The following is a 25291-nucleotide window of genomic DNA, read 5'->3' as shown; positions in this document are numbered from 1 at the left end:
CGGCATTCGTGTCGGGGCCTGTTCTATTTGTAACGCAAAAGATCGCAGCCTTCGGCAGCTCCTACAGGTGTACTCATCCCATGTAGGAGCTGCCGAAGGCTGCGATCTTTTGACTTTTAATTACCGCGCTTGCTGGTGATCTGCACCAATCGATTCCCCTCGAACCGCAGGTACTGATACATCCCGCCATTCGGCCCGTAGGTCCATTCCTCGACCTGGAACTCTTCCCGCCGATTGGCGCTGCGCTTGTAGCCCAGCAAATCACGGCCAGCAGGTTCGCCGCATTTCTGCAGCACCTCGCTCGACCGGTCGCCGACGCTGATCAATTGACTGCCACAACGCAAGGTATCCGCTGCCGAAGCCTGGCTCGCAGCGGTTGCCAGCGCCAGTGCGAGCAGCAGCCGATTACCCATCACTCGGCGTCCAGATGCATCGGCGTCACGACCTTGCCGTCCTTCTCCGCTTCGCCCAACTGCGCATCGATGAAGTACACACGGTCATCGGCCAGTTGGCCTTTGTCGACCAGATAGTCCTTGATGCTGCTGGCGCGGTCCTGCCCCAACTGGCGCAGCAACACATCGCTGGAACTCCAGAACTGGATCACGCCTTCGCGCATTTTCGCCGTGCGATCTTCCTTGCCCAGGTCCTTCCATTCCGTAGGCGGCTGAACCTTCAGGCGTGTGCGGTAGATGCCTTCCAGCAGCGGACCTTTTTCGCTGTCCGGAACGTCCAGCAACGAAGCCTGGGCGGGAACCTTGTCGCCGCGACGCTGGAGCATCTTGTAGTAGTTGTACTGGTATTCCCGTTCCAGACGTTGCTCGGCAATCAGCGGACCGTCGCTGCTCTTCGCCGCCGTACCTTCGATTTCCAGGCGCAGGGCAGGGCGTTCTTTCAGCGCCTTGCTCAGCTTGTCCAAAGCGCCTTCGGCGTCCTTGCTCAAGTCGCTTGAGCCTGGGTCGAAGGACACGCTGCCCAAATCTTCCGAACCGCCGCCAGATACAAGGCCGCCAATAAGTTTGAACGGCGCGGCCGCAGCCTTGACGATCAGGTTGCGCAGGGTCTGCCAGACAATCGGCATAACGCTGAACTGCGGGTTGTTCAGGTCGCCGGTCACCGGCAGCTCGATGGAAATCTTGCCGTCGACGTCCTTGAGCAAGGCAATCGCCAATTTCAGCGGCAGGCTCACGGCATCCGGGCTGTCGACTTTCTCGCCCAGTTGCAGCTGCTCGACCACCACTTTGTTTTCGGCTTTGAGCTGGCCCTTGGTGATCTGGTAATGCAGGTCCAGATTCAGCCGGCCCTTGCGGATGCGGTAACCGGCGAACTTGCCGGAGTAAGGCGTCAGCGTGGTCAGTTCCACGCGTTTGAAGCTGGTGGCGATATCGAGGCTGGCCATCGGATCGAACGGGTTGACCGCGCCCTTGATGGTGACCGGCGCATAGCGGTCGACCTTGCCCTTGACGTCGACGCTGGCCGGTTTCGCCTGACGGCTGTCGATGGTGCCGATCTGCCCGTTGAGTTGCTGGATGGCCGTCGCGAAGTTCGGCGTGAGGCTGAAGTCGGCGAAGTTGGCCGAGCCGTCATTGATGGCGATGCCGCCAATGTGGATGCCCAGTGGCTTGTCCTTGCTCGCGGCAGGTTTGGCGACAGCAGGTTTTGAGGCAGTGTCGGCCGGTTGCGGGATCAGCAAGTCATCGATGTTGGTAGTGCGGTCATCGTTGATCATGAAGCGTACATAGGGTTGCAGCAGGTTGACCTTGTCGATCGACAGGCTGTCGCCGTGTTGATAGTTCAGGCCTTCGACCACCACCTGCTGCCACTTGAGGAAGTCGCGGGTTTTCAGGGTGTCGAGGGTGTGCAGTTGATCAACCTGGGCGCGGCCTGTGACGCTGAAGGCCAGCGGCTCGGTGCTTTTCAGGTTGACCGCCAGATCGCTGCCGAGCATGCCGCTGCGCAGCTCAAGGCGAATGAACGGGCTGATGTAGGACTGGGCGACACGCAGGTCGATGTCCTTGCTCTGCACATTCAGCTTGGCGCTGACCGGCGCCAGATTGACCTCGCCTTCGGCGATGAGCTTGCCTTGCTTGCCCACGCCGGTATCGAACTTGAGCAAGAAGGGCGAGCCGTTGAGGCTGTCGAATTTCTGCAGGTCGAGATTCAGTGGCCCGAGTTCCAGTGCCACGGCGGGTTGAGCCTTGCGGTCCGCCAGGTGCACTTGGTAATCGCGCAGTTGCACGTCATTGAGCAATACCTGCCAAGGCTTGCTTGGGGTAGCTTCTGCTTTCGGGGAGTCGGCGGCAGCGGGCGTGCTGGCCGGTTCGGCATTGGCCTTGGCGGCGGGTTTGGATGGCTGACTGGCGAACAACTTTTGCCAATCCAGTTGGCCATCGGCTTCCAGTGCGGCCCAGGTTTCCAGTTTGTGGCTGCGGATCTTGCCGACCACCACTTGCTGTTTGGCCAGGTCGACAGTGGTTTCGCTGACGTCCAGTCGTTCGAGCTTCACCAGCGGCCGACCGTCCGGTGCCTTGATGGCGAAGGGCGCGATGGTGGCCGAGACATTGCTCAGCAGCAGCTCGGTTTCCTTGGACAGATTGAGTTTGTAGTCAGTACTGATGCTCATGACGCCGCTTTCAAGGTCCAGGGGCACGGCATCGCGCACGTAGGGCCAGAAGGCTTTCATCTTGCCATCGGTGATTTTCAGCTTACCTTCGGAGGCGATCGGGATCAGGCTGAAGTTGCCGGTCCAGTCAATCTGCCCGCCGTTGGGGCCGACAGCCACCAGGGTCATGTCGGCGCTGTCTTCGGGCAGGGTGCTGAGGTTTTTCAGCTCGAAATCGAGGGCGTCGTAGAGGAATTCGATGGGCTCGCTAGGGCGCGCATCCTCGAAGTGCACGGCGCCACCGGCAAGTTTGATGCTGTCTATACGCAGAGGAAACGGCTTGGCGTCAGGATCGGCGGGAGTTGGTTCGCTGGCCGGTATCTTGAACAGCCCCAGCAGGTTGAGTTTGCCGTCCTTGCTGAAGAGGATTTCGGTTTTGGACTTGTCCAGTTCGATTTCCGACAGATGCAGCGCCTTGGTCCACAGGCTATCGAGTTGCAGGTTGGCGTACAGGCGTTCGAAGCCGACCTGTTCCTTGCCAGGCTCACCGATGCTCAGGCCCCAAAGGGTCACTTCGAGGCTGAACGGGTTGAGTTCGATCCGCTGAAGCGTGGCGGGCGTCGTGGAATAGTTGGCTAATTGCTGGTTGGCGATGCGCAGGGCGATGCCCGGCAAAATCAGAAAGCCCAGCAAGCTGTAGAGCGCCAGAGCAGTCAACAAGGCGCCGATGGCGCGAATCAATCCTTTGTACATGCGTGGCTTCATCTGTCTGAATCGGAGTGCCTTGGAGTATGGCACGCGATTCCGGTTCCGAAGCAAACAGCCTGTTCAGGATTTTTCAGATTTATCTGACACGAATCAGAGCTGCAGGATCAGGGTTTTCAGTGGTGGTTGCTGATCCATCGACGGGAAATCGGCACCGGGTTTCATCACCGTCCATTCACGTACCGGCCGCCCGGCTTTCTCTGCGCAACGCAAAACCTGTTCGCGCCAGTCGTCCATGCTGACCTTTGCCAGGTTGTTGCAGCAGATCAGCACGCCGTTGTCGGCGGTGGTCAGCAGGGCGGGTTTGAGCAGGCTTTGGTAGTCACGCAGCAGGTCGACGGTGCCGAACGCGCTCTTGGCCCAGGCCGGTGGATCGAGCAGCACCAGATCGTACTGGCGCTGTTCCAGACGCTGATAGCTCGGCAACTTTTGCCCGCGACGCTGGCTGATGGGCAGGCCGGCGAGTTGGCGGATGGCCGGGAAATAATCGGACTGGATGAATTCCATGGTCGGCAATTGTGGATTGAGCAAGCCGTTTTCACGACCGACCGCCAGATTGCCTTCGGCGAAGTCCAGGTTGCACACCTCGCTGGCGCCACCGGCCGCAGCGCTGAGACCGACGCCACAGGTGTAGGCAAACAGGTTCAGCACGCTTTTGTTTTTGCTGTGGTCCTTGACCCAGCCGCGGGTGTTGCGCAGGTCGAGGAACAGCAGTGGGTCCTGCCCGGCATGACGTCCACGCACCCGATAGTTCAGGCTCCACTCATGGCCGATCAGATCTTGCAGCGCGGCTTCGTCGGCGCGGTAGACAGTGTCTTCGCGGTCGATGCGCGAATTGCCACGGGAGCGGTCGTTGTAGACCAGCAGGCTTTCAAAACCGAGGTGCTGGTTGACGATTTCGTGCAGTTGCAGCAAGGCATCGCGTTCCAGCGACTGATGGAAACTCTGCACCATCAGTTGCGGGCCGTAGCGGTCGATGGTCAGGCCACCGGCGCCTTCCTGGCTGCCGTGGAACAGGCGATAGCAATCGGTGCCTTGGCTGTGCAGCTCGGCGAGCAGATCCTGGCGATGTTCAAGGGCGGCGCGCAGCGCCTGATTCAAGGAAGACATGCTGGGCGCCTTGCAGGAGGGAATTTGGCGCGGGAGTTTAACAGTTATAGGCGAAGAAGAACCTGTAGGAGCAAGGCTTGCCCGCGATGAACGATAACGCGTTTCATCAGGTTCACCGAGGCGCACCTATCGCGGGCAAGCCTTGCTCCTACAAGGACAGTCAGGTTAGCAACCCCATCCGCCGCTTGGCCCGTTGCACCGAGCCATTGCGCACCGCCCAGCGCAGCATCGGCGCACTGCGATTGACACTGGCACGGATCAGTTTGCGTTGCAGCGGGTTCTGGCTGACGCCAAGCATGTCACTGGCCCAATCCGGCAACAGGTCGATCCCGGCCTGCATCATCAGCCCGCCGAAAGGCCTGGCCAAACGGCTGGGTGACGGAGCGTTCAACAACAACCGCAACACGTCACGGCTGCGTGCGTCGCACAGCAGTTGCGGACGGATGCTTTCGAGATAATCGGAAATTTCCTGCCGCGAGCGCGGCACATTCCGCGCGCCCAGACGTTCGGCGACCAGGGCGATTTCTGCGTAATAGCGATCCTGATCGGACAAGGACAAATGCGGATTGCGATAGCGCAAATGTGCGGCGAGGAAGTTACTGACTTCGGCCACATGCACCCAGGTCAACAGGTCGGGATCGCTGGCGGCGTAAGGGCGACCGTCCGGCGCGGTGCCGGTCACTTGCAGGTGAATGGTGCGGACTTTTTCGATCAGCCAGTCGGCGTCCTGTCTTGATCCGAAGGTCGTGCCGGAGATGAATTGCCCGGTGCGACGCAACCGGCCGAGCATGTCCTCACGAAAATTCGAATGGTCCCACACGCCGGCCAGCGCCAACGGATGCAAGGCCTGCAACATCAGGGCGCTGATGCCGCCGATGAGCATGCTGCTGAAGTCGCCGTGCACCTGCCAGCTCACGGAGTCGGGCCCGAACAGTCCCGGATCGCCCTTGGGGTTTTCCAGGTCGAGCTTGCCCAGGGACAGACCGGTCAGGCTCATGATCTGGGTTTCAATGCGGGTGCGGATGAATTCCATGATGTCCCGGTAATTTATGATGCTTTTGTAGGAGCAAAGCTTGCTCGCGATGAACGATGACGCGGTTCATCGGTAGACCGCGTTATCGTTCATCGCGAGCAAGCTTTGCTCCTACGGACGGCAGTGCATTATTGATTCAGGCGCTTGTCGATCAAGCCTTGCACCACGCTCGGGTCGGCCAGGGTCGAGGTGTCGCCCAGACTGTCCAGTTCGTTGCAGGCGATCTTGCGCAGGATACGCCGCATGATCTTGCCTGAACGGGTTTTCGGCAAGGCCGGCGCCCACTGGATCAGGTCCGGCTTGGCGAAGCTGCCGATTTCCTTGCTGACCATCGCCAGCAGCTCTTTCTTCAGTTCGTCGCCGGGCTCGACGCCGTTCATGGGCGTGACGAACGCGTAGATGCCCTGACCCTTGACGTCGTGGGGGTAACCCACCACGGCGGCCTCGGCGATGCTGTCGTGCAGCACCAGCGCGCTTTCCACTTCGGCGGTGCCGATGCGGTGCCCGGAAACGTTGATCACATCGTCGATACGCCCGGTGATCCAGTAATCACCGTCCTCATCGCGACGAGCACCGTCACCGGTGAAGTAATAGCCGGGGTAAGGCTTGAAGTAGGTGTCGACCATGCGTTGCGGATCGCGATAGACGCTGCGGATCTGCGCCGGCCAGCTTGATTTTATGGCGAGTACGCCGCTGCCGGCGCCTTTGATTTCCTTGCCTTGCTCGTCGAGCAGCACCGGTTGCACGCCGAACATCGGCTGCGTGGCGCAGCCGGGTTTGATCCGTTGTGCGCTCACCAACGGGCTGAGCATGATGCCGCCGGTTTCGGTCTGCCACCAGGTATCGACGATTGGGCAGCGCTCCTCACCGACCTGATGGAAGTACCATTCCCACGCTTCCGGGTTGATCGGCTCACCGACGGTGCCGAGCAGTCTGACGCTGGCGCGGGAAGTTTCCTTCAACGGTTCCGGACCTTCACGCATCAAGGCACGCAGGGCGGTGGGAGCGGTGTAGAAGATGTTGACCTTGTGCTTGTCGATCACTTGCCAGAAGCGCGAGGTGCTCGGATAACTCGGCACGCCTTCGAAGATCAACGTCGTGGCGCCGTTGGCCAGCGGCCCGTAAACGATGTAGCTGTGCCCCGTGACCCAGCCGACATCAGCGGTGCACCAGAACACTTCGCCGTCGCGGTAATCGAGCACGTACTTGAAGGTCATCGCCGCTTGCAGCAGATAACCGCCGGTGGTGTGCAGCACCCCTTTGGGTTTGCCAGTGCTGCCGGAGGTGTAGAGGATGAACAGCGGGTCTTCAGCATCCATCTGTTCGGGCGGGCAGTCGTCGCCGACGTCACGCAGCGCCTGGTGATACCAGATGTCCCGGCCTTCAACCCAGTTCACCTGATTCTGGGTGCGCTCGACCACCACCACGGTGCTCACGTCCGGACAGCTTTGCAGCGCTTTGTCGACGTTCTGTTTCAGCGGCACGAATTTGCCGCCGCGCACACCTTCATCAGCGGTGATCACGGTGCGGCAGTCGGCGTCGAGTATCCGGTCGCGCAGCGAGTCCGGGGAGAAGCCGCCGAACACTACCGAATGCACCGCACCGATGCGCGTACAGGCGAGCATGGCGTAGGCCGCTTCGGGAATCATCGGCATGTAGATGCACACGCGGTCGCCTTTCTTCACGCCACGGCTTTTAAGCACGTTGGCCAGGCGGCAGACGTTGTGATGGAGTTTTTTGTAGGTGATCTGGGTGGATTCGGCGGGGTCGTCGCCTTCCCAGATGATCGCGATCTGATCGCCGCGTTTTTCCAGGTGCCGGTCGATGCAGTTGTAGCTGACGTTCAATTTGCCGCCGGCAAACCAGCTGGCCTCACCGGTTTTCAGGTCATAGCGCTGGACGGTGTCCCACGGCTTGCTCCAGTCGAGGAAGCGGGTGGCTTGTTCGGCCCAGAATGTAGTGGGGTGTTCAATGGATTCGCGGTACAGGCGGTGGTAGTCGTCTTGACTCAATTGTGCAGCCCGGCGGACGGCATCGGCTTTGGGGAACGTGCTGATATCGAACATGACGGTTCCTTATTCTTGTTTTGCGACAAGAGGGGAGCTGCGCGACCCTCGTAGGAGCTGCCGAAGGCTGCGATCTTTTGACTTTGCTTTGAAGATCAAAAGATCGCAGCCTTCGGCAGCTCCTACAGTGATAGCGCACGCCACCGATTTTGCAGTAAGCCCGGTGCCGTAGAACTGTCGATGCTGCAAGTTGAAGGGGCGGGCAAACCGCCCCTTCAGCCTATCACCCGCGGTGACGACCACGGAAGTAGTTGATCAGGCCTTGGGTGGACGCGTCGTCAGCCGGAGTTTCTTCGCTGCCGACCAGGCGGTTGTAGACGCCTTTGCCCAGCTCCTTGCCCAGCTCCACGCCCCACTGATCGAAGGCGTTGATGCCCCAGATCACGCTTTGCACGAAGACTTTGTGTTCGTACATCGCCACCAGCGCACCGAGGCGGCGCGGGCTGATGCGCTCGACCACCAGGGTGTTGCTCGGACGGTTGCCCGGGATCACCTTGTGCGGCGCGAGTTTATGCACTTCAGCTTCGCTCATGCCTTTGTCACGCAGCTCGGTTTCAGCTTCGGCAAGGGTCTTGCCGAGCATCAGCGCCTGGCTCTGCGACAGGCAGTTGGCGTACAGCCACTGGTGATGGTCGGACACCGGGTTGAAGCTGACGATCGGCACGATGAAATCGGCCGGGATCAGTTGGGTGCCTTGGTGCAGCAACTGGTGGTAGGCGTGCTGACCGTTGCAGCCGACGCCACCCCAGATCACTGGGCCGGTGTCGGTGGACACCGCGGTGCCGTCCTGACGCACACTCTTGCCGTTGGATTCCATGTCCAGCTGTTGCAAGTGCTTGGTGATGTTTCGCAGGTAGTGGTCGTACGGCAGGATCGCGTGGCTCTGCGCGCCCCAGAAGTTGCCGTACCACACGCCGAGCAAGGCCAACAGCACTGGCATGTTCTGTTCGAACGGTGCGCTCTGGAAGTGCTGGTCCATGGTGTAGGCACCGGACAGCAGTTCCTTGAAGTTCGACATGCCGATGGCCAGGGCGATCGGCAACCCGATGGCCGACCACAGCGAGTAACGCCCGCCGACCCAGTCCCACATCGGGAAGATGTTTTCTTCACGGATGCCAAAGGCCACGGCGGCGGCGTTGTTGCTCGATACCGCGATGAAGTGACGATACAGCTCGGCTTCCGAACCACCCTGGGCCAGATACCAGGCACGGGCGGCCTGGGCGTTTTTCAGGGTTTCGAGGGTGTTGAAGGATTTCGACGAGACGATGAACAGCGTGGTTTCTGCACGCAGTTTCATGGTCAGCTCGTGGAACTCACTGCCGTCGATGTTTGCCAGGTAATGGCAGCGCACGCCTTTCTGGGCGTAGGACAGCAGTGCTTCGGACACCAGCTCAGGGCCGAGGAACGAGCCACCGATGCCGATGTTCACCACGTCGGTGATCGGCTTCTCGGTGTAGCCACGCCACAGACCATCGTGGATGCGGCCCACGAGGTCGGTGATCTGGTTCAGCACCTTGTGCACTTCCGGCATCACGTTGACGCCATTGACCGACAGCTTGTCGCCGACCGGGCGGCGCAACGCCGTGTGCAGGGCCGGGCGACCTTCGGAGGCGTTGACGATCTCGCCGTCGAACAGCGATTTGATCGCGCCCTGGAGGTCGACTTCGTTGGCCAGGCCCACCAGCAGATTGCGGGTCTCGGCGTTGATCAGGTTCTTCGAATAGTCGAGAAACAGGCCGCAGCTGCTGAGGGTGAATTGGGTAAAGCGCTGCGGGTCGGCATTGAAGGCCTCGCGCATGCTGAAATCCTGCATGGCTTGGCGGTGGTCATTCAACGCCTGCCAGGCGGGCAGAGCGGTCACGTCGTGAGGAGTGCGGTAATACGCCATCGCTGCGGGTTTCCTTTTTACTTGAACGGCCTTTTGAACACTAAAAATCCCGGAGCGCTATGGATGGGCGTCCCGGTCAACTGCGTCGACACGAATTCATGGCGCAGGGCGAATACAGTAAACCCCGCGCAATGATCTGTCTTGACTTTGTCTGACCTGTTTCCGGTACTTTTTTAACATCCAGGTTAGGAACAGTCCGACAAACGGAAGCAAGACAGGCTTCGATCAGGCGACCTGGACCGGAATGGCATTGCTGGTGTGGCTCAGTTCGTTGCCCGGCGCCATGTAAAGCATGCGGGGTTTGAAGTTGAGCAGTTCGGCTTCGCTGTAATGAGCGTAAGCGCAGATGATCACGCGATCGCCGACCTTGGCCTTGTGTGCGGCGGCACCGTTGACCGAGATCATGCGGGAACCTTCTTCGCCACGGATGGCGTAGGTGGTGAAGCGTTCGCCATTATCGACGTTGTAGATCTGGATCTGTTCGTACTCACGGATACCGGACAGGTCCAGCCATTCACCGTCGATGGCGCAAGAACCTTCGTAATCGAGTACAGCGTGGGTGACTTCGGCGCGATGCAGCTTGGCTTTGAGCATGATGGCGTGCATGAGTGTTTTTCCAAGGTCGTGTTTTTACCCTGTAGGAGCTGAGCTTGCTCGCGATGAGGGCCTGACATTCAATATTTGTATTGGCTGTCTGTCCGCTATCGCGAGCAAGCTCGGCTCCTACAGGAGGATGGGTGGGGTTTAGATGGGTGTATCGAGATTCAGGTGCAGGTTGTCGATCAACCGGGTCGTGCCGAGGAATGCCGCGACCAGAATTACCAGATCGCGATCTTCCGCCGTCGCCGGGCGCAAGGTCAGCGCATGGCGAATTTCCAGATAATCCGGGCTCAGACCAGCCGCTTCGAGCTGTTTGATTTGCGCGTTGATCAGTGCCGGGAAATCCCGCTCACCCTGCTTGATCGACTCGGCAATCTCGCTCAGCGTGCGATACACCACTGGCGCCACGGCCCGCTGTTCTTCGCTGAGGAAACCATTGCGCGACGACAACGCCAGGCCATCGGCCGCGCGAACGGTCGGCTCGCCGATGATCTGGATCGGCATGTTCAGGTCGTGGACCAGCGCGCGGATCACCGCCAGTTGCTGGAAATCCTTCTGGCCGAAAATCGCCAGGTCCGGCTGGACCATGTTGAACAGCTTGCTGACCACCGTCGCCACACCTTCGAAATGCCCCGGACGGCTGGCGCCGCACAGGCCTTCGGACAATTGCGGCACGCTGACGCGAGTCTGGCCGGCCATGCCGTCGGGGTACATCTCTTCCACGGCGGGCGCGAACAACAGGTCGCAACCGGCTTCGAGCAGTTTTTCCTGGTCGGCCGCGAGGGTGCGCGGGTATTTGTCGAGGTCTTCGCCGGCACCGAATTGCAGCGGGTTGACGAAAACGCTCGCGACCACGAAATCCACCCGTTGGGTGGCCTTGGTAATCAGCGCGACATGGCCGCTGTGCAGGTTGCCCATGGTAGGCACGAAGCCTATGCGCTTGCCTTCGCTGCGGGCGCGGGCCACGGCGGCGCGCAGTTCGCGTACGGTTTTTACGGTGTTCATGCAGAGAATCCGTGTTCGATGCCTGGGAAAGTCGCTGCTTTGACTTCGCTGACGTATGCGCTCAGGGCCGCGTGAATGCTTTCCTGGCCGGCCATGAAGTTCTTCACGAATTTCGGTACGCGGCCGGTGATGGACAGGCCCAGCATGTCGTGCAGCACCAGTACCTGGCCGTCGGTGCGATTGCCGGCACCGATACCGATCACCGGAATGCCCACAGCCTGGGTGATTTCTTCGGCCAGTTCGCTTGGCACGCATTCGAGCAGCAGCATCGCCGCACCAGCCTGTTCCAGCGAAATCGCATCGGCGCGCATCTGCCGCGCCTGGTTTTCGTTGCGGCCCTGGACTTTATAACCGCCGAGGATGTTCACCGATTGCGGTGTCAGGCCCATGTGCGCGCACACCGGGATGCCACGTTCGGCGAGCAGGCGAATCGAGTCCGCCAGCCACAAGGCACCTTCAACCTTGACCATGTGCGCGCCGGCCTGCATCAACAGGGCGCTGTTGGCCATGGCTTGTTCGGTAGTGGCGTAGGCCATGAAAGGCAGGTCGGCGAGAATCAGTGCATCGCTGTTACCGCGTTTGACGGCGGCGACGTGGTAAGCCATTTCAGCGGTGGTAACCGGCAGGGTGCTGTCGTGACCTTGCAAAACCATGCCGAGGGAGTCGCCCACCAGCAGCACTTCGACGCCAGCCTGGTTGCAGGCGTGGGCGAAGGTCGCGTCATAGCAGGTCAGCATGGTGATTTTTTCACCTTTCTGCTTGAGGCTCTGGAGCGTGGTCAGGGTGATGGCTGGCATGTCAAAAAATCCTCGTTCAGGCGCTATGGAAACTACTGCGAGTAACGCGCGTGATTCGTCATCTACTCAGGCGCACGGTCTTCTGTCGTGCTTATAAGGCCTGGATTGCGCCCTTGTGTGCCGTGTTGGCGGCAGCGGGACGCCTATAGTCGTGAGGAGAACTCGGGAAGTCAATCGGGTGTGTTACCGCATTGTTACGGGTGGGGTGTTACCGAAGGGGACTGATGCGATTCAGCAGGCTGGCTGCTGTGGTGCTGCTCGGCGTAGGTAATTTCTGTTGGAGCAAAGCTTGCTCGCGAAAGCGGTGTGCCAGCTGATGTAGATGTCAGATGTGAGTCCGTCATCGCGAGCAAGCTTTGCTCCTACAGGGGGCGGTGTTAGCTCGAAGTCAGGCGTTCGAGGCCGACGAACGGGCATGCGGCAAGCAAATCGGTCAACTTGCGACCATCGGCCAAACGCAGATCCGCAGGCGCAAGCTCGGCCAGCGGATACAGCACAAAGGCGCGCTCCTGCATGTGGTAATGCGGGACTTTGAGCCGCGGCTCGTCAATCAATCGGTCGCCGAACAGCAGGATGTCGAGATCCAGCGTGCGTGGCCCCCAGCGCTCAAGTCGCTCACGGCCCTGACCGTTTTCGATGGCTTGCAGTGCATCGAGCAGGTCCAGTGGGGCGAGGGTGCTGTCGATAGCGGCAACCGCGTTGGTATAGCGCGGTTGGCCGGGGAGCAGCGAGTCGCTTTGATAAAAGGCGGAAACCCCGACCAGCTCCGATTGCGGTAATTGCGCCAGCGCTTCGACGGCGCTGCGCAATTGTTCGGCAGGGTCAGCGAGGTTGCTGCCCATGCCGATGTAGATGCGTTCCATGGATTACTCGTCTGTGGTGCTCGAAACGCCGGCGGTGCGCTTGCGCTTGGAACCGCCGCTACGACGACGTTTGCGCGGTGCACCGGTGCCTTCGTCCTTGTTGCTGAGGTCGCGGATCATGTCACGACGTTCACTTTCGTTGGCGTCCTGATAATCCGTCCACCATTCGCCCAGGCCATCGGTCTGTTCGCCCGCGCTTTCACGCAGCAGCAGGAAGTCGTAGCCGGCGCGGAATCGCGGGTTGTCCAGCAACAGGTCGGCACGTTTGCCGCTGCGACGAGGCAGGCGCTCCTGCATGTCCCAGATCTCGCGGATCGGCATGGTGAAGCGTTTTGGAATCGCAATGCGCTGGCACTGTTCGGCAATCAGCTCGTGAGCCGCTTCCTGCATCGCCGGAATCGGCGGCATGCCACGCTCTTGCAGGCGCAATACGCGCGCCGGCAGGGCAGGCCACAGCAGGGCCGCGAACAGGAACGCCGGGGTCACCGGTTTGTTCTGCTTGATCCGCAGATCGGTGTTGATCAGTGCTTCGCTGATCAAGGTATGGGTGTAGGTCGGGTTGTATTCCAGCGCCTCGGCACTGGCCGGGAACAACGGATCGAACAATTGCAGGTCGACCAGCATCTCGAAGGTGTCCGCGGCATGGCCGGAGAGGAACAGCTTGAGCACTTCTTCGAACAGACGGGCCGCCGGGATATCGCGCAGCGTCTTTGCCAGGTCGCGGATCGGCAGGGCGCTGTGCTTTTCGATGCCGAAATTCAGCTTGGCGGCGAAACGCACCGCGCGCAGCATCCGGACCGGGTCTTCCTGGTAGCGCTGCTTCGGATCGCCGATCAGGCGGATCAGTTGATTGCGGATGTCGTGTACGCCGTTGGCGTAGTCGAGGATGCGCTCGCTGACCGGATCGTAATACAGGGCGTTGATGGTGAAGTCGCGGCGTTGCGCGTCTTCTTCCAGAGTGCCGTAGACGTTATCGCGCAGGATGCGCCCGCTTTCGTTGCGTGAGGATTGGTTGTTGTCTTCCTCTTCATCGTTTTGCGGGTGATTGGCGCGGAAGGTCGCGACTTCGATGATTTCGCGGCCGAAGTGGATGTGCACCAGTTTGAAGCGGCGACCGATGATCCGCGCGTTGCGGAATTCGGCACGGACTTGCTCGGGTGTGGCACTGGTGGCGACGTCGAAGTCTTTCGGCGTGATGCCGAGCAGCATGTCACGCACGCAACCGCCGACCAGATAGGCCTGGTAGCCGGCGCCCTGCAGGCGTTCGACGATGTTCACCGCGTAACGGCTGAATTGAGCCTTTTGCAGCGAATGTTGGCCGCTGTTGAGCACTTCAGGCGTGCTGCGAATGTGTTGCGTACGACGCAGGGGAGTACGGAATGACTGGAACAGCTTCTTCAGCATGGGATGCACTGTTTGAAGGAATGTTCGGCCAAAACAAAGAATGACCGCATGATGGGCGGGGATTCTAGCATTTAGTCGGGGGATGGTGTAGGACGCAGCAGATATGAGCTGTAAGGCGCATGCTTACGGCTGAAAGCGGGCATTTTTGCGGGGTTTCTCAAATCGCAGAAACTACAAGGGGAGCCGAAGCTCCCCAAGAAGTAGTTGCATGCTCTATTTTTGTTATTGGTTTCGGGCTTCTTGTTTTTGTTGAGTGCCCTCGCCATGAAGCTTTCCTTCATGACCCTCCCAATCGGGAGCCAAGAGCAAACGGATTGCTTTGGTCGCTGAATTGCAGTGATCTTTCGATCCAACCAGTACAGGCTCTGTCTTAAGACAGTTTTTTGTTGTTCTCGGCCTGGTCGTGGGGCAAGCCCCAAATACAACGCCTCTCCAAAAGAATCAGTTAGCTGCGCCTCTCGCCGTCTTGTTTTTATTGTGCGTGAGTCGATTCGTCTTATTTTTATTGTCTTGTGCATTGCTTGTTATTGTTCTTGTACCAAACATATAGCAGGGTGCGTGCCAACTTTTGCGAACCCCATTAAAACAAGGGGTTAGGCGTGCTGATGGGGTTTGTGCAGGCGAAAAAAAGCCGGGGCTTCGTTACCGTAAGCCCCGGCTTCTGTTACGTGAAAAAGCTGAGGTAACAGTTTTTTCAACAAGTCACGTGTTACCCGCACATCAGACAGCTGCGGTTCAGCTCTCGCTGGCCACCCCGGTCTTGCGCCGTGGAATGCCCAGGCGTTGGCGGCGTTCCCACAGGCACTTGCGGCTGACCCCGAGTTTGCGCGCCAGCTCGGTTTCGGTCATGTGGTCCTGATGCTCGAGCACGAAGTGCTGGAAGTAGTCTTCCAGGGACAGGTCTTCGGTCGGTTCGTGGTTGTTGTTACTGGCGTTGCCGTTGCCCTGTTGCGGGGGCAGGCCGATGAACTCGTCGTCTTCCAGATCACCCAGCTCGATATCGATACCCAGCAGCTCGGCGGAAATCTCCGCGCTCTCGGACAGGATCACGGCGCGCTCGACGGCGTTTTCCAGCTCACGAACGTTGCCTGGCCATGAGTAATGACGAATGGCTTGTTCGGCGTCCGGGGCGAATTTCAGGTCGGTGCGGTTGATCCGCGCGCTCTGTCGCGCCAGGAACGCATTGGCGATTTCATTGACGTCGGCACCGCGCTCGCGCAGGGCCGGCAGCTTCAGGGCGATCACGTGAAGGCGGTAGTACAAGTCCTCGCGGAACTGGCCGATTTTCGCCAGGCTCTTGAGGTCACGGTGCGTCGCGGCAATCAGGCGCACATCGACTTTCTGCGACTGGACCGAGCCCACCCGGCGAATCTCGCCTTCCTGAAGCACACGCAGCAGACGAGCCTGGGCTTCCAGCGGCAATTCGCCGATTTCGTCGAGGAACAGAGTGCCGCCATCGGCGGCTTCCACCAGACCTGCGCGCCCGGCGCTGGCGCCAGTGAACGCCCCTTTTTCGTGGCCGAACAGTTCGGACTCGATCAGGCTTTCCGGAATGGCTGCACAGTTCACCGAGATCATCGGCGCCTTCGCGCGTTTGGACAGGTTGTGCAGGGCACGCGCCACCAGTTCTTTACCGGTGCCGGATTCGCCCTGGATCAGGACATTGGAGTCGGTTGGTGCAACCTTGCGGATCTTGCCGTACAGGTCCTGCATCGGTGGGCACGAGCCGATGATGCCGATCTCGCCGTTGCTGTTATCGATGCCCGGTTTGGCCGCGCCATTGCTGGCTTTGCCGGCAATCGGTTCACCGCTGGCTTGCGCCGATTGGCGGTCACGCAGGATACGCGCGACGGCCTGGAGCATTTCGTCGTGATCGAAAGGCTTGGCGATGTAATCCACCGCGCCCATCTTCATCGAGTCCACCGCCGAGCGCAGGCTGGCGTAACTGGTCATGATCAGCACCGGAGTGCCCTGGCCGAGTTTGATCAGCTCGGTGCCCGGAGCGCCCGGCAGACGCAGGTCACTGACGATCAGGTCGAACGTGGGAATGGTGAAGCGTTCTTGTGCTTCCTGCACTGAACCGGCTTCGCTGACCTGGTACTGGTTGCGTTCCAGCAGGCGGCGCAAGGCGGAGCGGATAATTGTTTCGTCTTCGACGATCAAAATGTGCGGCATTGATTCGATACTCTCGACGGTCTCAGTTCACAGCGGACGTCGCTTCGACATGACGCGGTAATGTCACCCGGATACGGGTGCCGCGTTGGCTCTGAACATCAGCCGGGCTGTCGATGGTGATTTGTCCATAATGCTCTTCAACGATGGAATAGACCAGTGCAAGGCCCAGACCGGTGCCTTCACCCGGGTCCTTGGTGGTGAAGAAAGGTTCGAACAATCTATCCATGATGTTCTTCGGAATACCGCTGCCTTCGTCTTCCACGATCAGGTCGACCGTGTGTTCGCCGGCTTCGCTCTTGACCCGCACCGCGCTGCCGGGAGGCGAGGCGTCGCGGGCGTTTGAGAGCAGGTTGATCAATACCTGGGCGAGCCGTTGCGGGTCGCCTTCGACCCAATGCTCGGGGTCGCACAGGTTGTAGAACTGCACTTCGAAATTGCGTCGGTTCAGGGCCAGCAGGCCGATGGCGTCCTGGGCGACCTCAGCCAGACAGACGGGCTCGTCGCTGTGTTGGTGGCTACCCGCATGGGCGAAGCTCATCAGCGATTGCACGATGCGCGACACGCGTTTGGTCTGTTCGAGGATCTGCCCGCTGATTTCCTTGAGCTCGCCGTCCTCCTCGCGCTCTTCGCGCAGGTTCTGCGCGAGACAGGCGATACCGGTGATCGGGTTGCCGATTTCATGGGCCACACCGGCGGCCAGTCGACCAATGCTGGCCAGACGCTCGGAGTGCACCAGTTTGTCTTCGAGCATCTGCGTTTCGGTCAGGTCTTCCACCAGCAACACCAGGCCGCTGTTGCCCGGCGCGAGCGGTTCGTCGATGGCCGCTTTGTGCAGGTTCAGCCAGCGGGTCTGGCCGTCGAGGGCCAGGTGCTGCTTGTGCAAGTGTTCGTCCGGAACGTTGATGAAGCCTTGCAGCAGTTCTTTCCACGGATCGGCGATGGTGCTCAGGCGCGAACCGACCACACGCTGCGCGGCGATCCCGGTCAACTCCTCCATGGCTTTGTTCCACATGAGGATTTCCTGATCCTTGGCCAGTGAGCAAACGCCCATCGGCAACTCCTGCAGGGTCTGGCGGTGATAGCGGCGCAGCGCATCGAGTTCAGCAGCCAGGCCGGTCAGGCGCGAGTGGTAGTCCTCGAGACGGCTTTCGATGAAGTGGATGTCTTCGGTGACATAGTTTTCGCCGCCGGCCTTATACGGCAGGAACGTCTCGACCATGTCTTGTGCCACGCTCGGGCCCATCAGGCCGGAGAGGTTGGCTTCGATGCGGTCACGCAAGCGGCGCAAGGCATACGGTCGGCGCTCGTCGAAAGGCAGGTAAAGGTCGCGCAGGGCTTGTTCGACTTCTTTCTGCGCTGCTTTTGCGCCCAACGGTTTGGCCAGTTGTGTGGCGAATTCCTGCGGCGAGGCGGCATGCAGTTCGCGGCGCTGCGGGCGACGCACGTTATCCACGGCGCAGGCTTCAGCGGCGCTGGCCTCTTCGGTGCTGGCATTGGTGAACAGCGAGATCAGGGTGAACATCAGCACGTTGGCGGCCAATGAGGCGATTGCGGCCATGTGCCAACTGGTGTCGTCCAGCACGTAGATCATATTCAACAGCGGAATGTAGAAACCTTGCAGGTTGCCGACCAGCGGCAACAACATGGTCACCAGCCACACCAGAATCCCCGCCAGCAAACCGGCGATGAAGCCGCGGCGGTTGGCGGTCGGCCAGTACAGAACCGACAGCACGCCCGGCAGAAACTGCAGCGTGGCGACAAACGCGACGATGCCGAGGTTGGCCAGGTCCTGCTCGGCGCCCAGCAACAGGTAGAAACCGTAGCCCGCCATGATGATCGCGACGATCAGCGCCCGGCGAGTCCATTTCAACCAGCGGTAAATGTTGCCTTCCGCCGGAGGCTGATACAGCGGCAACACCAAGTGGTTGAGCGCCATTCCCGACAGAGCGAGGGTGGTGACGATGATCAGGCCGCTGGCAGCGGACAATCCGCCGACATACGCCAGCAACGCCAAAGCCTTGCTGTTGGCCGCGATGCCGATGCCCAGCGTGAAATATTCCGGGTTGGTGGTAGCGCCGAGTTTCAGTCCCGCCCAGAGAATCAGCGGCACCGCCAGGCTCATCAGCAGCAGGAACAGCGGCAAACCCCAACTTGCGCTGACCAGCGAGCGCGGGTTGAGGTTTTCGGTGAAGGTCATGTGGTACATGTGCGGCATCACGATCGCCGAGGCGAAGAACACCAGCAGCAGCGTGCGCCACGGGCCTTCCTGCAATGGCGTGTGCAGGGCGGCGAGAGCGGTCTGGTTTTGCAGCAGCCATAGTTCCAGTTGTTGCGGGCCGTCGAACACGCCGTATAGCGCGTAGAGGCCGACGCCGCCGAGGGCGATCAACTTGATGACCGATTCGAAGGCAATCGCGAACACCAGCCCTTCATGCTTCTCGCGGGTAGCGATGTGCCGGGAACCGAAGAAAATCGTGAACAGCGTAATCAGGGCGCAGAAACTCAGGGCCACGCGATGCTGCACCGGCTCGCGGGTGAGGATGCCGATGGAGTCGGCCACCGCCTGAATCTGCAGCGCCAGAAGCGGCAACACGCCGATCAGCATGAAAATTGTGGTGAGCGCGCCGGCCCAGGTGCTGCGGAAGCGAAACGCGAACAGGTCGGCCAGGGACGACAGCTGATAAGTGCGAGTGATCTTCAAAATCGGATACAGCAACACCGGTGCCAGCAGGAATGCGCCGGACACACCGAGATAGCTGGACAGGAAGCCATAACCGTACTGATACGCCAGGCCCACGGTGCCATAAAACGCCCAGGCACTGGCATAGACGCCCAGCGACAGGGTGTAGGTGAGCGGGTGGCGAATGATCGCCCGGGGGATCATGCCCCGTTCACTGATCCAGGCCACACCGAACAGCACCGCCAGGTACGCGGCACTGATCAGGATCATCTGGGTCAGGCTAAAGCTCATCGGCATCTTTTTGGCTCTGCAGGATGAAGGTCACGACGATCAGGATCAGCCAGAGCAGATATGGGCGATACCAGGCGCCAGTGGCGTCGATCCACCAATCCATGATGGCCGGGGAAAACAGATAAATCCCCACTACCAGGAGCAGGACCAAGCGATAGATGTACATCCCGGCCTCTCTTTTTTATGCGCGTGCCCGAAAACGTGCGGCGATGGTAACGGATGGGCGCGCCACTGCAAGCACGATCACTGTAGCTGCGCCTCGGGCAGGCTGAGTGTGCGCGGGATCAGCAGGGCGTCCCAGTGGGCGATCCCCCAATCCAGCACTTCCCGTGGCGTGGCGTAAGCCAGTTCGGCGCCGGGATTTTGTCCCAGCGCACGCAAGGCCCGCAGCAGCAACGGCGTGGCCTGATCTTCGGTCAGCGGTGGCGAACGGTAGGACTTGCCGAGTTTGTTGCCATCGGGCTGGGTAATTAGCGGGATGTGCAGGTAACGCGGTTGCCGCAGGCCAAGCAGCTCCTGCAAGTAGAGCTGGCGTGGCGTGGAGTCGAGCAGGTCGGCGCCGCGCACGATGTCGGTGATGCCTTGCCAGGCATCGTCCAGCACCACCGCCAGTTGATAGGCGTAGAGCCCGTCGCGGCGGCGAATCACGAAATCACCGACATCCCGGCCCAGGTGTTGATGGAATTTGCCCTGCACCCGGTCGATGAAGTGGTAGTCCAGTTCGGGGACACGCACGCGGATGGCGGCGTCTTCTGTGCCGTGCCCGGCATTGCGGCAGAGTCCCGGATAAATGCCGTGATACGGTTCCAGTTGCTTGCGCGAGCACGTGCAGGCGTAGGCCAGGCCGTGATTGAACAGGCGATTGAGTACTTCAGCGTAGGCATCATGGCGGTCACTCTGGCGGACCATTTCGCCATCCCACTCGAAGCCATAGCTTTCCAGTGCCTTGAGGATCGCGGCTTGGGCGCCGGGTTCTTCACGGGGCGGGTCAAGGTCTTCCATGCGCATCAGCCAGCGGCCGCCCACCGAGCGCGCGTCGAGGTACGAAGCCAATGCGGCGACCAGCGAACCGAAATGCAAATGGCCACTGGGCGTAGGGGCGAAGCGCCCGATGTAGGTGGGGGAGGTGATGGCGGTCATGAATGCATTTAAAGCCAAAAAAACATCAGAAACAAAAACGGAGCGTTCGCACGCTCCGTTCTTCGTTCAAGTCGCAATTATTTGCCGACTTGCTTTTCCTTGATTTCCGCCAGGGTCTTGCAGTCAACGCACATGTCGGCGGTAGGGCGGGCTTCCAGACGCTTGACGCCGATTTCGACGCCGCAGGACTCGCACCAGCCATATTCTTCGTCTTCGATCAGTTGCAGCGTCTTGTCGATCTTTTTGATCAACTTGCGCTCACGATCGCGGGCTCGCAGTTCGAGGGCGAACTCTTCTTCCTGGCTGGCACGGTCGGCCGGGTCCGGGAAGTTGGCTGCTTCGTCCTTCATGTGATCAACCGTACGGTCGACTTCCTGCATCAAGTCCTGTTTCCACTTGTTCAGGACCTTGGTGAAGTGCGCGCGCATGGGCTTGCCCATGTACTCCTCGCCCTTCACTTCTTTGTAGGGTTCGAAGCCGCTGATCGACGGGGTTGCCTGTTGCTTTGCTTGGGTGGACATGAAATAGACCGCCTCTACTCTTGTAATCCATCTGCGCAGGATTGCTCCATCACCGACACCTGCCGGCCCTGCGGCTGCAAGCGGGCGAACTTACCAGATCAAATCAGAGCGCGCTACTCCCGGATGTCGAGGTTGCGGCCTGAGGCGCTCGCAGATGGTGGCAAAGCGCTGTCTGGTGGGGGTGGAGCCCTGCTCAATTAATGATTTTAGTCAAACCTTGGGCACTCGCTCGAGTCGTTTGTGGCCGGGGTCTTATGGCCTCTGACCGCTTTAGGTTCTCGCTCGTTCCTGCGCTTGGGTAGAATCGGTTCTTTTCCCCGTTGAAGGAAGGCCAATGGCTCAGTCCTACAGTGCCCGCAGTCGCGCGATCGAACCTTTTCATGTCATGGCGTTGCTGGCGCGGGCCAATGAATTACAGGCCGCCGGTCACGATGTGATTCATCTGGAAATCGGCGAGCCGGACTTCACCACCGCCGAACCGATCATCCGTGCCGGTCAGGCGGCATTGACGGCGGGGAAGACGCGCTACACCGCCGCGCGCGGAATTCCCGAGCTGCGTGAGGCCATTTCGGGCTTTTATCAGCAGCGTTATGGGCTGAACATTGACCCGCGACGCATCCTCATCACGCCGGGCGGTTCCGGCGCGCTGCTGCTGGCCAGCGCCTTACTGGTGGATCCGGGCAAGCACTGGCTGCTGGCGGATCCAGGTTACCCGTGCAACCGGCATTTCCTGCGGCTGGTGGAAGGCGCTGCGCAGCTTGTTCCTGTTGGTCCGGATGTGCGTTATCAACTGACTCCGGATCTGGTCGAGCGGTATTGGGACCACGACAGCGTGGGTGCGTTGGTCGCGTCGCCGGCCAATCCGACGGGGACGATCCTGACCCGGGATGAGTTGGCCGGGCTGTCTCGTGCGATCAAGGAACGCCACGGTCATCTGGTGGTGGACGAGATCTACCACGGCCTGACCTACGGCACCGATGCGGCCAGCGTGCTGGAAGTCGATGACAACGCCTTTGTGCTGAATAGTTTTTCCAAGTATTTCGGCATGACCGGCTGGCGACTCGGCTGGCTGGTGGCGCCGGAGGCGGCAGTCGGTGAACTGGAGAAACTCGCGCAGAATCTCTACATCAGTGCCCCGAGCATGGCTCAACACGCTGCCCTGGCCTGCTTTGAACCCGCAACCATCAGCATTCTCGAAGAACGTCGCGCCGAGTTCGGTCGTCGTCGGGATTTCCTGTTGCCGGCCCTGCGTGAATTGGGCTTCGGGATCGCCGTCGAACCCGAGGGCGCGTTCTACTTGTACGCCGATATCAGCAAGTTTGGCGGCGATGCCTTCGCGTTTTGCCGGCACTTCCTCGAAACCGAGCACGTGGCGTTCACGCCAGGACTGGACTTCGGACGTTATCAAGCCGGGCACCACGTGCGTTTTGCCTACACGCAAAACCTCGAACGCTTGCAGGAAGCGGTGGAACGTATCGCGCGTGGTCTGCGGAGCTGGCAAGGCTGATGCGCTTTCATCCTCCCCTCGAAGAAGGTCGCCTGATCCGCCGTTACAAGCGTTTTCTCGCCGATATCGAAACCGTTACCGGTGAGTTGCTGACCATTCACTGTCCCAACACCGGTTCGATGCTCAACTGTCAGGTCGAAGGCGGGCAGGTCTGGTTCAGCCGCTCCAACGACCCCAAGCGCAAGTTGCCCGGCACCTGGGAAATCGGCGAGACCCCGCACGGCCGTCACTTTTGCGTTAACACCGGTCGGGCCAACGCTTTGATCGAGGAAGCGCTGCACGCCGGGGTGATCACCGAACTGAACGGCTTTACCCAACTCAAGCGCGAAGTGGCCTACGGTCAGGAAAAGAGCCGAATTGATTTTCGTCTCGAATACCCCGACGGCCCAGCCTACGTGGAAGTCAAAAGTGTCACGTTGGGGTTTGACGGAATCGCGGTGGCAGCGTTTCCCGATGCGGTGACCCAGCGCGGCGCCAAGCACTTGCGGGAATTGGCGCATCTGGCCCGGGACGGGATTCGTGCGGTGCAGTTGTACTGCGTGAACCTCACCGGGGTCGACGCTGTGCGTCCTGCCGAAGAAATCGATCCGGTCTACGCACAGGCCTTGCGTGAAGCGGTGGCTTGCGGAGTTGAGGTGCTGGCCTATGGCGTGCGCCTGACCCATGAAGAAATGGTGGTGGATCGACGCCTGGAAGTGTTGCTCTGCGGTTAAAGGCTGACCCAGATTCCCTGTGCGTCTTCGCGGCAATTGACGCGGGTCAGCGATTGTCCCGCGCAGGGGCCGGACACGCATTCGCCGTCCTCGATCAGAAACAGGGCGCCGTGGGTGGCGCACTGGATCAGGCTGTTGCTCGGGTCGAGAAACTGGTCAGGGGTCCACTCGAGCCCGACACCGCGGTGCGGGCAACGATTGATATAGACATAAACCTGGCCGGCCCGACGCACGGCGAATAGCTTTTGCCCGTCGAGTTCGAATCCACGGCTGCTGGCGTCGGCCAGCTCAGGGCCAGTACACAGAAATTTCATGCCTATCCTCAGGTCGCGCAGTTGTGACCGGGTATGTCCGAGCTTGACGTGAAAATGCAAGCGATTATCAAATGGCTGACTTGCCCATGGTTGCGGGTGCCAGATGCACAGGATACTTGGCCTGCCCACCTGATGCCCGGGAAACCCTAAAAGGAAGCTGTTTATGCGCCTGAGTACCCGCGTCGCCGTGCTTTGTGTCGGACTTCTCGCCAGTCATCACGCCGCCGCGGCAGACTTGCCGCAGCGCTGGGTCAGTGCCGGTGGCGCGCTTTCGGAGTGGGTCAGTGCATTGGGCGGTGAGCCGAAACTGGTGGGCGTCGATACCACCAGTCAACATCCGGAGTCGCTGAAGGCACTACCCAGTATCGGTTATCAACGGCAGCTTTCAGCGGAAGGTGTATTGAGTTTGCGCCCGCAGATTCTGGTCGGCACCGAAGAAATGGGGCCGCCGCCGGTGCTTTCGCAAATTCGTAGCGCCGGCGTGCAGGTCGAATTGTTCTCGGCGCAACCGGATCTGTCCACGTTGCAGGGTAACCTTCAGCGTTTGGGCAAGTTGCTCGGCGCCGAAGACCGGGCAACTCAGTTGCTGACTACTTATCAACTGGCGCTGGAGCAGCAGAAGGTCCGGGTTACCCGAGCGCAATTGAAGCAACCGTCTCCGGGTGTGCTGTTGTTGCTCGGGCACGCTGGCGGCAAACCGCTGATTGCCGGTAAGGACACCGCCGCCGATTGGTTGCTGCAACGGGCCGGTGGCCACAATCTGGCAACTCACACCGGGTACAAGCCCTTTTCGAACGAGTCGCTGGTGAGTCTGGATCCCGATGTGCTGGTGTTTGCCGACAGAGCGCTGACGGGTGACGCCGCGCGGGCAGCGTTGTTCAAGGAAAATCCGATTCTGGCCTCTACCCGCGCAGTCAGGGATGGGCGGGTCATCGAACTTGATCCCACTTTGCTGGTGGGTGGGTTGGGACCACGGCTGCCGGAGAGCCTGAAGAAGCTGTCAGACGGTTTCTTTCCCGCTGACGTAAGCCAGTAGTTTTCCACAGGCAAAAAAAGACCCGGCAAGAGCCGGGTCAAATAACCGTGATTAGCCTGATGAGGAGATAATCTGAGAGTCCGAACCAAGGGCTTTTCAGAATATCGACCAGTCTCGCGACCAGTTGTGATAATCATAGCGATTCTCATTACCAAGTCAACAGCTGATTTTCCGTTAGCCTGATTTGTGTCGCACCCTATCGATAAGTCGCTGTAATCATTGAATATTGGTCTGTCGTTTTTAGTGCGCCAGGATGATAAGCGGTGCTCGTTCAATTCTTGTGGCGCGACGAGATGGCTTCCAGTTGTTTATTCAGCGCTTCTTTGCGTTCGGCAGGAATGTCGTTCCAGTGCACGTCCATCAGGGCGCCTTCGATTGCATACAACAACACCTTGGACGCTCGAAACCCGCGCGTGCGCACGGCCCGATAAGCGTCCACCGCCCCCAGGCGACGCAAGTCCGAGGCGCTGTGGATGCCCACGGCATGCAGCCATTGCGCCGACGTCTTGCCAAGATTTTTCAGGTGTTGCAGTTCATCATTCATCAAGCCTCCTTGCGATGGCCGAATGGTGCGTGGGCAAGCTTCTGAGGAGTGTAGCCATCAGTAGGAAAAGCGTGATTGTTTGGTCGTTTTCGACGCAAATGCTTCTAAGAGGCAGGCGCTCGCGGATGCATGAAAATCTGCGAAAGGATCGGGAAAGACGCTGAAGATGTCTGGATTCAGGGCAAGTCTGCCCGAAGTCCAGTGCGAAGCGGGGGCACCGGACTTGTCAGATTGCGTTAA

The 25291-nt window shown here is 60.0% G+C and carries 21 protein-coding genes; 3 read left to right on the top strand and 18 right to left on the bottom strand.

The features are described 5' to 3' along the window. Positions 1 to 116 precede the first annotated feature (116 nt). The 16 genes from ACM110_RS19100 to dksA form a co-directional block, all read right to left on the bottom strand. Positions 117 to 413 (bottom strand): DUF2845 domain-containing protein, encoded by a 297-nt coding sequence (locus ACM110_RS19100; RefSeq protein WP_416128993.1) that lies wholly within the window; start codon positions 411 to 413, stop codon positions 117 to 119. Beyond that, on the bottom strand, positions 413 to 3364 hold the full coding sequence (locus ACM110_RS19095) for a DUF748 domain-containing protein (protein ID WP_416128992.1): 2952 nt from the start codon (positions 3362 to 3364) through the stop codon (positions 413 to 415). The genes ACM110_RS19100 and ACM110_RS19095 overlap by 1 nt, the downstream gene beginning before the upstream one ends. 93 nt (positions 3365 to 3457) lie before the next feature. Beyond that, entirely contained in the window at positions 3458 to 4474 is a 1017-nt protein-coding gene (locus ACM110_RS19090; protein WP_416128991.1) for a class I SAM-dependent rRNA methyltransferase, read from the bottom strand. 160 nt (positions 4475 to 4634) lie between these two features. Continuing rightward, the gene (locus ACM110_RS19085; RefSeq protein ID WP_416128990.1) at positions 4635 to 5507 is read right to left on the bottom strand and encodes an oxygenase MpaB family protein; all 873 of its coding nucleotides are present in this window, start codon (positions 5505 to 5507) and stop codon (positions 4635 to 4637) included. A 128-nt stretch (positions 5508 to 5635) separates the two neighbouring features. After that, positions 5636 to 7573 carry an acetate--CoA ligase gene (gene acs / locus ACM110_RS19080; protein WP_416128989.1) on the bottom strand — a complete coding sequence of 646 codons (1938 nt, stop codon included), beginning with the start codon at positions 7571 to 7573 and terminating at the stop codon, positions 5636 to 5638. Positions 7574 to 7796: 223 nt separating this feature from the next. Continuing rightward, complete coding sequence (gene pgi, locus ACM110_RS19075; RefSeq protein ID WP_338583086.1) at positions 7797 to 9461, bottom strand: glucose-6-phosphate isomerase; 1665 nt, start codon at positions 9459 to 9461, stop codon at positions 7797 to 7799. Between the two features lie 225 nt (positions 9462 to 9686). Further along, the gene (gene panD, locus ACM110_RS19070) at positions 9687 to 10067 is read right to left on the bottom strand and encodes an aspartate 1-decarboxylase (protein ID WP_003228271.1); all 381 of its coding nucleotides are present in this window, start codon (positions 10065 to 10067) and stop codon (positions 9687 to 9689) included. Between the two features lie 138 nt (positions 10068 to 10205). Next, positions 10206 to 11066, bottom strand: a complete 861-nt coding sequence (gene panC / locus ACM110_RS19065; protein WP_416128988.1) for a pantoate--beta-alanine ligase — start codon at positions 11064 to 11066, stop codon at positions 10206 to 10208. Beyond that, on the bottom strand, positions 11063 to 11863 hold the full coding sequence (gene panB, locus ACM110_RS19060) for a 3-methyl-2-oxobutanoate hydroxymethyltransferase (protein ID WP_416128987.1): 801 nt from the start codon (positions 11861 to 11863) through the stop codon (positions 11063 to 11065). Before panB ends, panC begins: the two co-directional genes overlap by 4 nt. A gap of 377 nt (positions 11864 to 12240) precedes the next feature. After that, positions 12241 to 12726 carry a 2-amino-4-hydroxy-6-hydroxymethyldihydropteridine diphosphokinase gene (gene folK / locus ACM110_RS19055; protein ID WP_416128986.1) on the bottom strand — a complete coding sequence of 162 codons (486 nt, stop codon included), beginning with the start codon at positions 12724 to 12726 and terminating at the stop codon, positions 12241 to 12243. 3 nt (positions 12727 to 12729) lie between these two features. Further along, positions 12730 to 14130, bottom strand: a complete 1401-nt coding sequence (locus ACM110_RS19050) for a polynucleotide adenylyltransferase PcnB (protein ID WP_416128985.1) — start codon at positions 14128 to 14130, stop codon at positions 12730 to 12732. 735 nt (positions 14131 to 14865) lie between these two features. Next, positions 14866 to 16305 (bottom strand): sigma-54-dependent transcriptional regulator, encoded by a 1440-nt coding sequence (locus ACM110_RS19045; RefSeq protein WP_416128984.1) that lies wholly within the window; start codon positions 16303 to 16305, stop codon positions 14866 to 14868. A gap of 22 nt (positions 16306 to 16327) precedes the next feature. Beyond that, entirely contained in the window at positions 16328 to 19282 is a 2955-nt protein-coding gene (locus ACM110_RS19040; RefSeq protein WP_338583077.1) for a sensor histidine kinase, read from the bottom strand. Beyond that, positions 19266 to 19442, bottom strand: coding sequence for a hypothetical protein (locus ACM110_RS19035; protein ID WP_003176118.1), 177 nt, complete (start codon positions 19440 to 19442; stop codon positions 19266 to 19268). Before ACM110_RS19035 ends, ACM110_RS19040 begins: the two co-directional genes overlap by 17 nt. A 77-nt stretch (positions 19443 to 19519) precedes the next feature. After that, positions 19520 to 20416 (bottom strand): tRNA glutamyl-Q(34) synthetase GluQRS, encoded by an 897-nt coding sequence (gene gluQRS / locus ACM110_RS19030; protein ID WP_416128983.1) that lies wholly within the window; start codon positions 20414 to 20416, stop codon positions 19520 to 19522. 77 nt (positions 20417 to 20493) lie between these two features. Further along, on the bottom strand, positions 20494 to 20937 hold the full coding sequence (dksA, locus tag ACM110_RS19025; protein ID WP_338583075.1) for an RNA polymerase-binding protein DksA: 444 nt from the start codon (positions 20935 to 20937) through the stop codon (positions 20494 to 20496). A gap of 334 nt (positions 20938 to 21271) precedes the next feature. Here dksA and ACM110_RS19020 point away from each other — a divergent pair, with 334 nt between their 5' ends. Continuing rightward, entirely contained in the window at positions 21272 to 22444 is a 1173-nt protein-coding gene (locus tag ACM110_RS19020; RefSeq protein WP_416128982.1) for a pyridoxal phosphate-dependent aminotransferase, read from the top strand. Continuing rightward, positions 22444 to 23157 carry a DNA/RNA nuclease SfsA gene (sfsA, locus tag ACM110_RS19015; protein WP_416128981.1) on the top strand — a complete coding sequence of 238 codons (714 nt, stop codon included), beginning with the start codon at positions 22444 to 22446 and terminating at the stop codon, positions 23155 to 23157. Before ACM110_RS19020 ends, sfsA begins: the two co-directional genes overlap by 1 nt. Here sfsA and ACM110_RS19010 read toward each other — a convergent pair. Further along, on the bottom strand, positions 23154 to 23471 hold the full coding sequence (locus tag ACM110_RS19010) for a Rieske (2Fe-2S) protein (RefSeq protein WP_416128980.1): 318 nt from the start codon (positions 23469 to 23471) through the stop codon (positions 23154 to 23156). The genes sfsA and ACM110_RS19010 overlap by 4 nt on opposite strands. A gap of 163 nt (positions 23472 to 23634) precedes the next feature. Between ACM110_RS19010 and ACM110_RS19005 the strand changes: the two genes are divergently transcribed. Further along, complete coding sequence (locus ACM110_RS19005) at positions 23635 to 24507, top strand: heme/hemin ABC transporter substrate-binding protein (protein ID WP_416128979.1); 873 nt, start codon at positions 23635 to 23637, stop codon at positions 24505 to 24507. A 271-nt stretch (positions 24508 to 24778) separates the two neighbouring features. Here the strand turns inward: ACM110_RS19005 and ACM110_RS19000 are convergent, their stop codons facing one another. Then, a complete protein-coding gene (locus ACM110_RS19000; RefSeq protein WP_007971093.1) occupies positions 24779 to 25051 on the bottom strand; it encodes a TfoX/Sxy family protein in 273 nt (90 codons plus the stop codon). Between the last annotated feature and the right edge of the window lie 240 nt (positions 25052 to 25291).

The sequence above is a fragment of the Pseudomonas sp. NFX98 genome, assembly GCF_047784845.1.
In the GTDB taxonomy this organism is placed as follows: domain Bacteria; phylum Pseudomonadota; class Gammaproteobacteria; order Pseudomonadales; family Pseudomonadaceae; genus Aquipseudomonas.
The sequence above is the reverse complement of the archived record's forward strand: the minus strand, read 5'-3'. Positions and strand labels throughout refer to the sequence as shown.

Excerpts from the sequence above, each read along its gene's own strand:
- ACM110_RS19100 (WP_416128993.1), bottom strand. The coding sequence starts at position 413 with ATGGGTAATCGGCTGCTGCTCGCACTGGCGCTGGCAACCGCTGCGAGC.
- ACM110_RS19095 (WP_416128992.1), bottom strand. The coding sequence starts at position 3,364 with ATGAAGCCACGCATGTACAAAGGATTGATTCGCGCCATCGGCGCCTTG.
- ACM110_RS19090 (WP_416128991.1), bottom strand. The coding sequence starts at position 4,474 with ATGTCTTCCTTGAATCAGGCGCTGCGCGCCGCCCTTGAACATCGCCAG.
- ACM110_RS19085 (WP_416128990.1), bottom strand. The coding sequence starts at position 5,507 with ATGGAATTCATCCGCACCCGCATTGAAACCCAGATCATGAGCCTGACC.
- acs (WP_416128989.1), bottom strand. The coding sequence starts at position 7,573 with ATGTTCGATATCAGCACGTTCCCCAAAGCCGATGCCGTCCGCCGGGCT.
- pgi (WP_338583086.1), bottom strand. The coding sequence starts at position 9,461 with ATGGCGTATTACCGCACTCCTCACGACGTGACCGCTCTGCCCGCCTGG.
- panD (WP_003228271.1), bottom strand. The coding sequence starts at position 10,067 with ATGCACGCCATCATGCTCAAAGCCAAGCTGCATCGCGCCGAAGTCACC.
- panC (WP_416128988.1), bottom strand. The coding sequence starts at position 11,066 with ATGAACACCGTAAAAACCGTACGCGAACTGCGCGCCGCCGTGGCCCGC.
- panB (WP_416128987.1), bottom strand. The coding sequence starts at position 11,863 with ATGCCAGCCATCACCCTGACCACGCTCCAGAGCCTCAAGCAGAAAGGT.
- folK (WP_416128986.1), bottom strand. The coding sequence starts at position 12,726 with ATGGAACGCATCTACATCGGCATGGGCAGCAACCTCGCTGACCCTGCC.
- ACM110_RS19050 (WP_416128985.1), bottom strand. The coding sequence starts at position 14,130 with ATGCTGAAGAAGCTGTTCCAGTCATTCCGTACTCCCCTGCGTCGTACG.
- ACM110_RS19045 (WP_416128984.1), bottom strand. The coding sequence starts at position 16,305 with ATGCCGCACATTTTGATCGTCGAAGACGAAACAATTATCCGCTCCGCC.
- ACM110_RS19040 (WP_338583077.1), bottom strand. The coding sequence starts at position 19,282 with ATGCCGATGAGCTTTAGCCTGACCCAGATGATCCTGATCAGTGCCGCG.
- ACM110_RS19035 (WP_003176118.1), bottom strand. The coding sequence starts at position 19,442 with ATGTACATCTATCGCTTGGTCCTGCTCCTGGTAGTGGGGATTTATCTG.
- gluQRS (WP_416128983.1), bottom strand. The coding sequence starts at position 20,416 with ATGACCGCCATCACCTCCCCCACCTACATCGGGCGCTTCGCCCCTACG.
- dksA (WP_338583075.1), bottom strand. The coding sequence starts at position 20,937 with ATGTCCACCCAAGCAAAGCAACAGGCAACCCCGTCGATCAGCGGCTTC.
- ACM110_RS19020 (WP_416128982.1), top strand. The coding sequence starts at position 21,272 with ATGGCTCAGTCCTACAGTGCCCGCAGTCGCGCGATCGAACCTTTTCAT.
- sfsA (WP_416128981.1), top strand. The coding sequence starts at position 22,444 with ATGCGCTTTCATCCTCCCCTCGAAGAAGGTCGCCTGATCCGCCGTTAC.
- ACM110_RS19010 (WP_416128980.1), bottom strand. The coding sequence starts at position 23,471 with ATGAAATTTCTGTGTACTGGCCCTGAGCTGGCCGACGCCAGCAGCCGT.
- ACM110_RS19005 (WP_416128979.1), top strand. The coding sequence starts at position 23,635 with ATGCGCCTGAGTACCCGCGTCGCCGTGCTTTGTGTCGGACTTCTCGCC.
- ACM110_RS19000 (WP_007971093.1), bottom strand. The coding sequence starts at position 25,051 with ATGAATGATGAACTGCAACACCTGAAAAATCTTGGCAAGACGTCGGCG.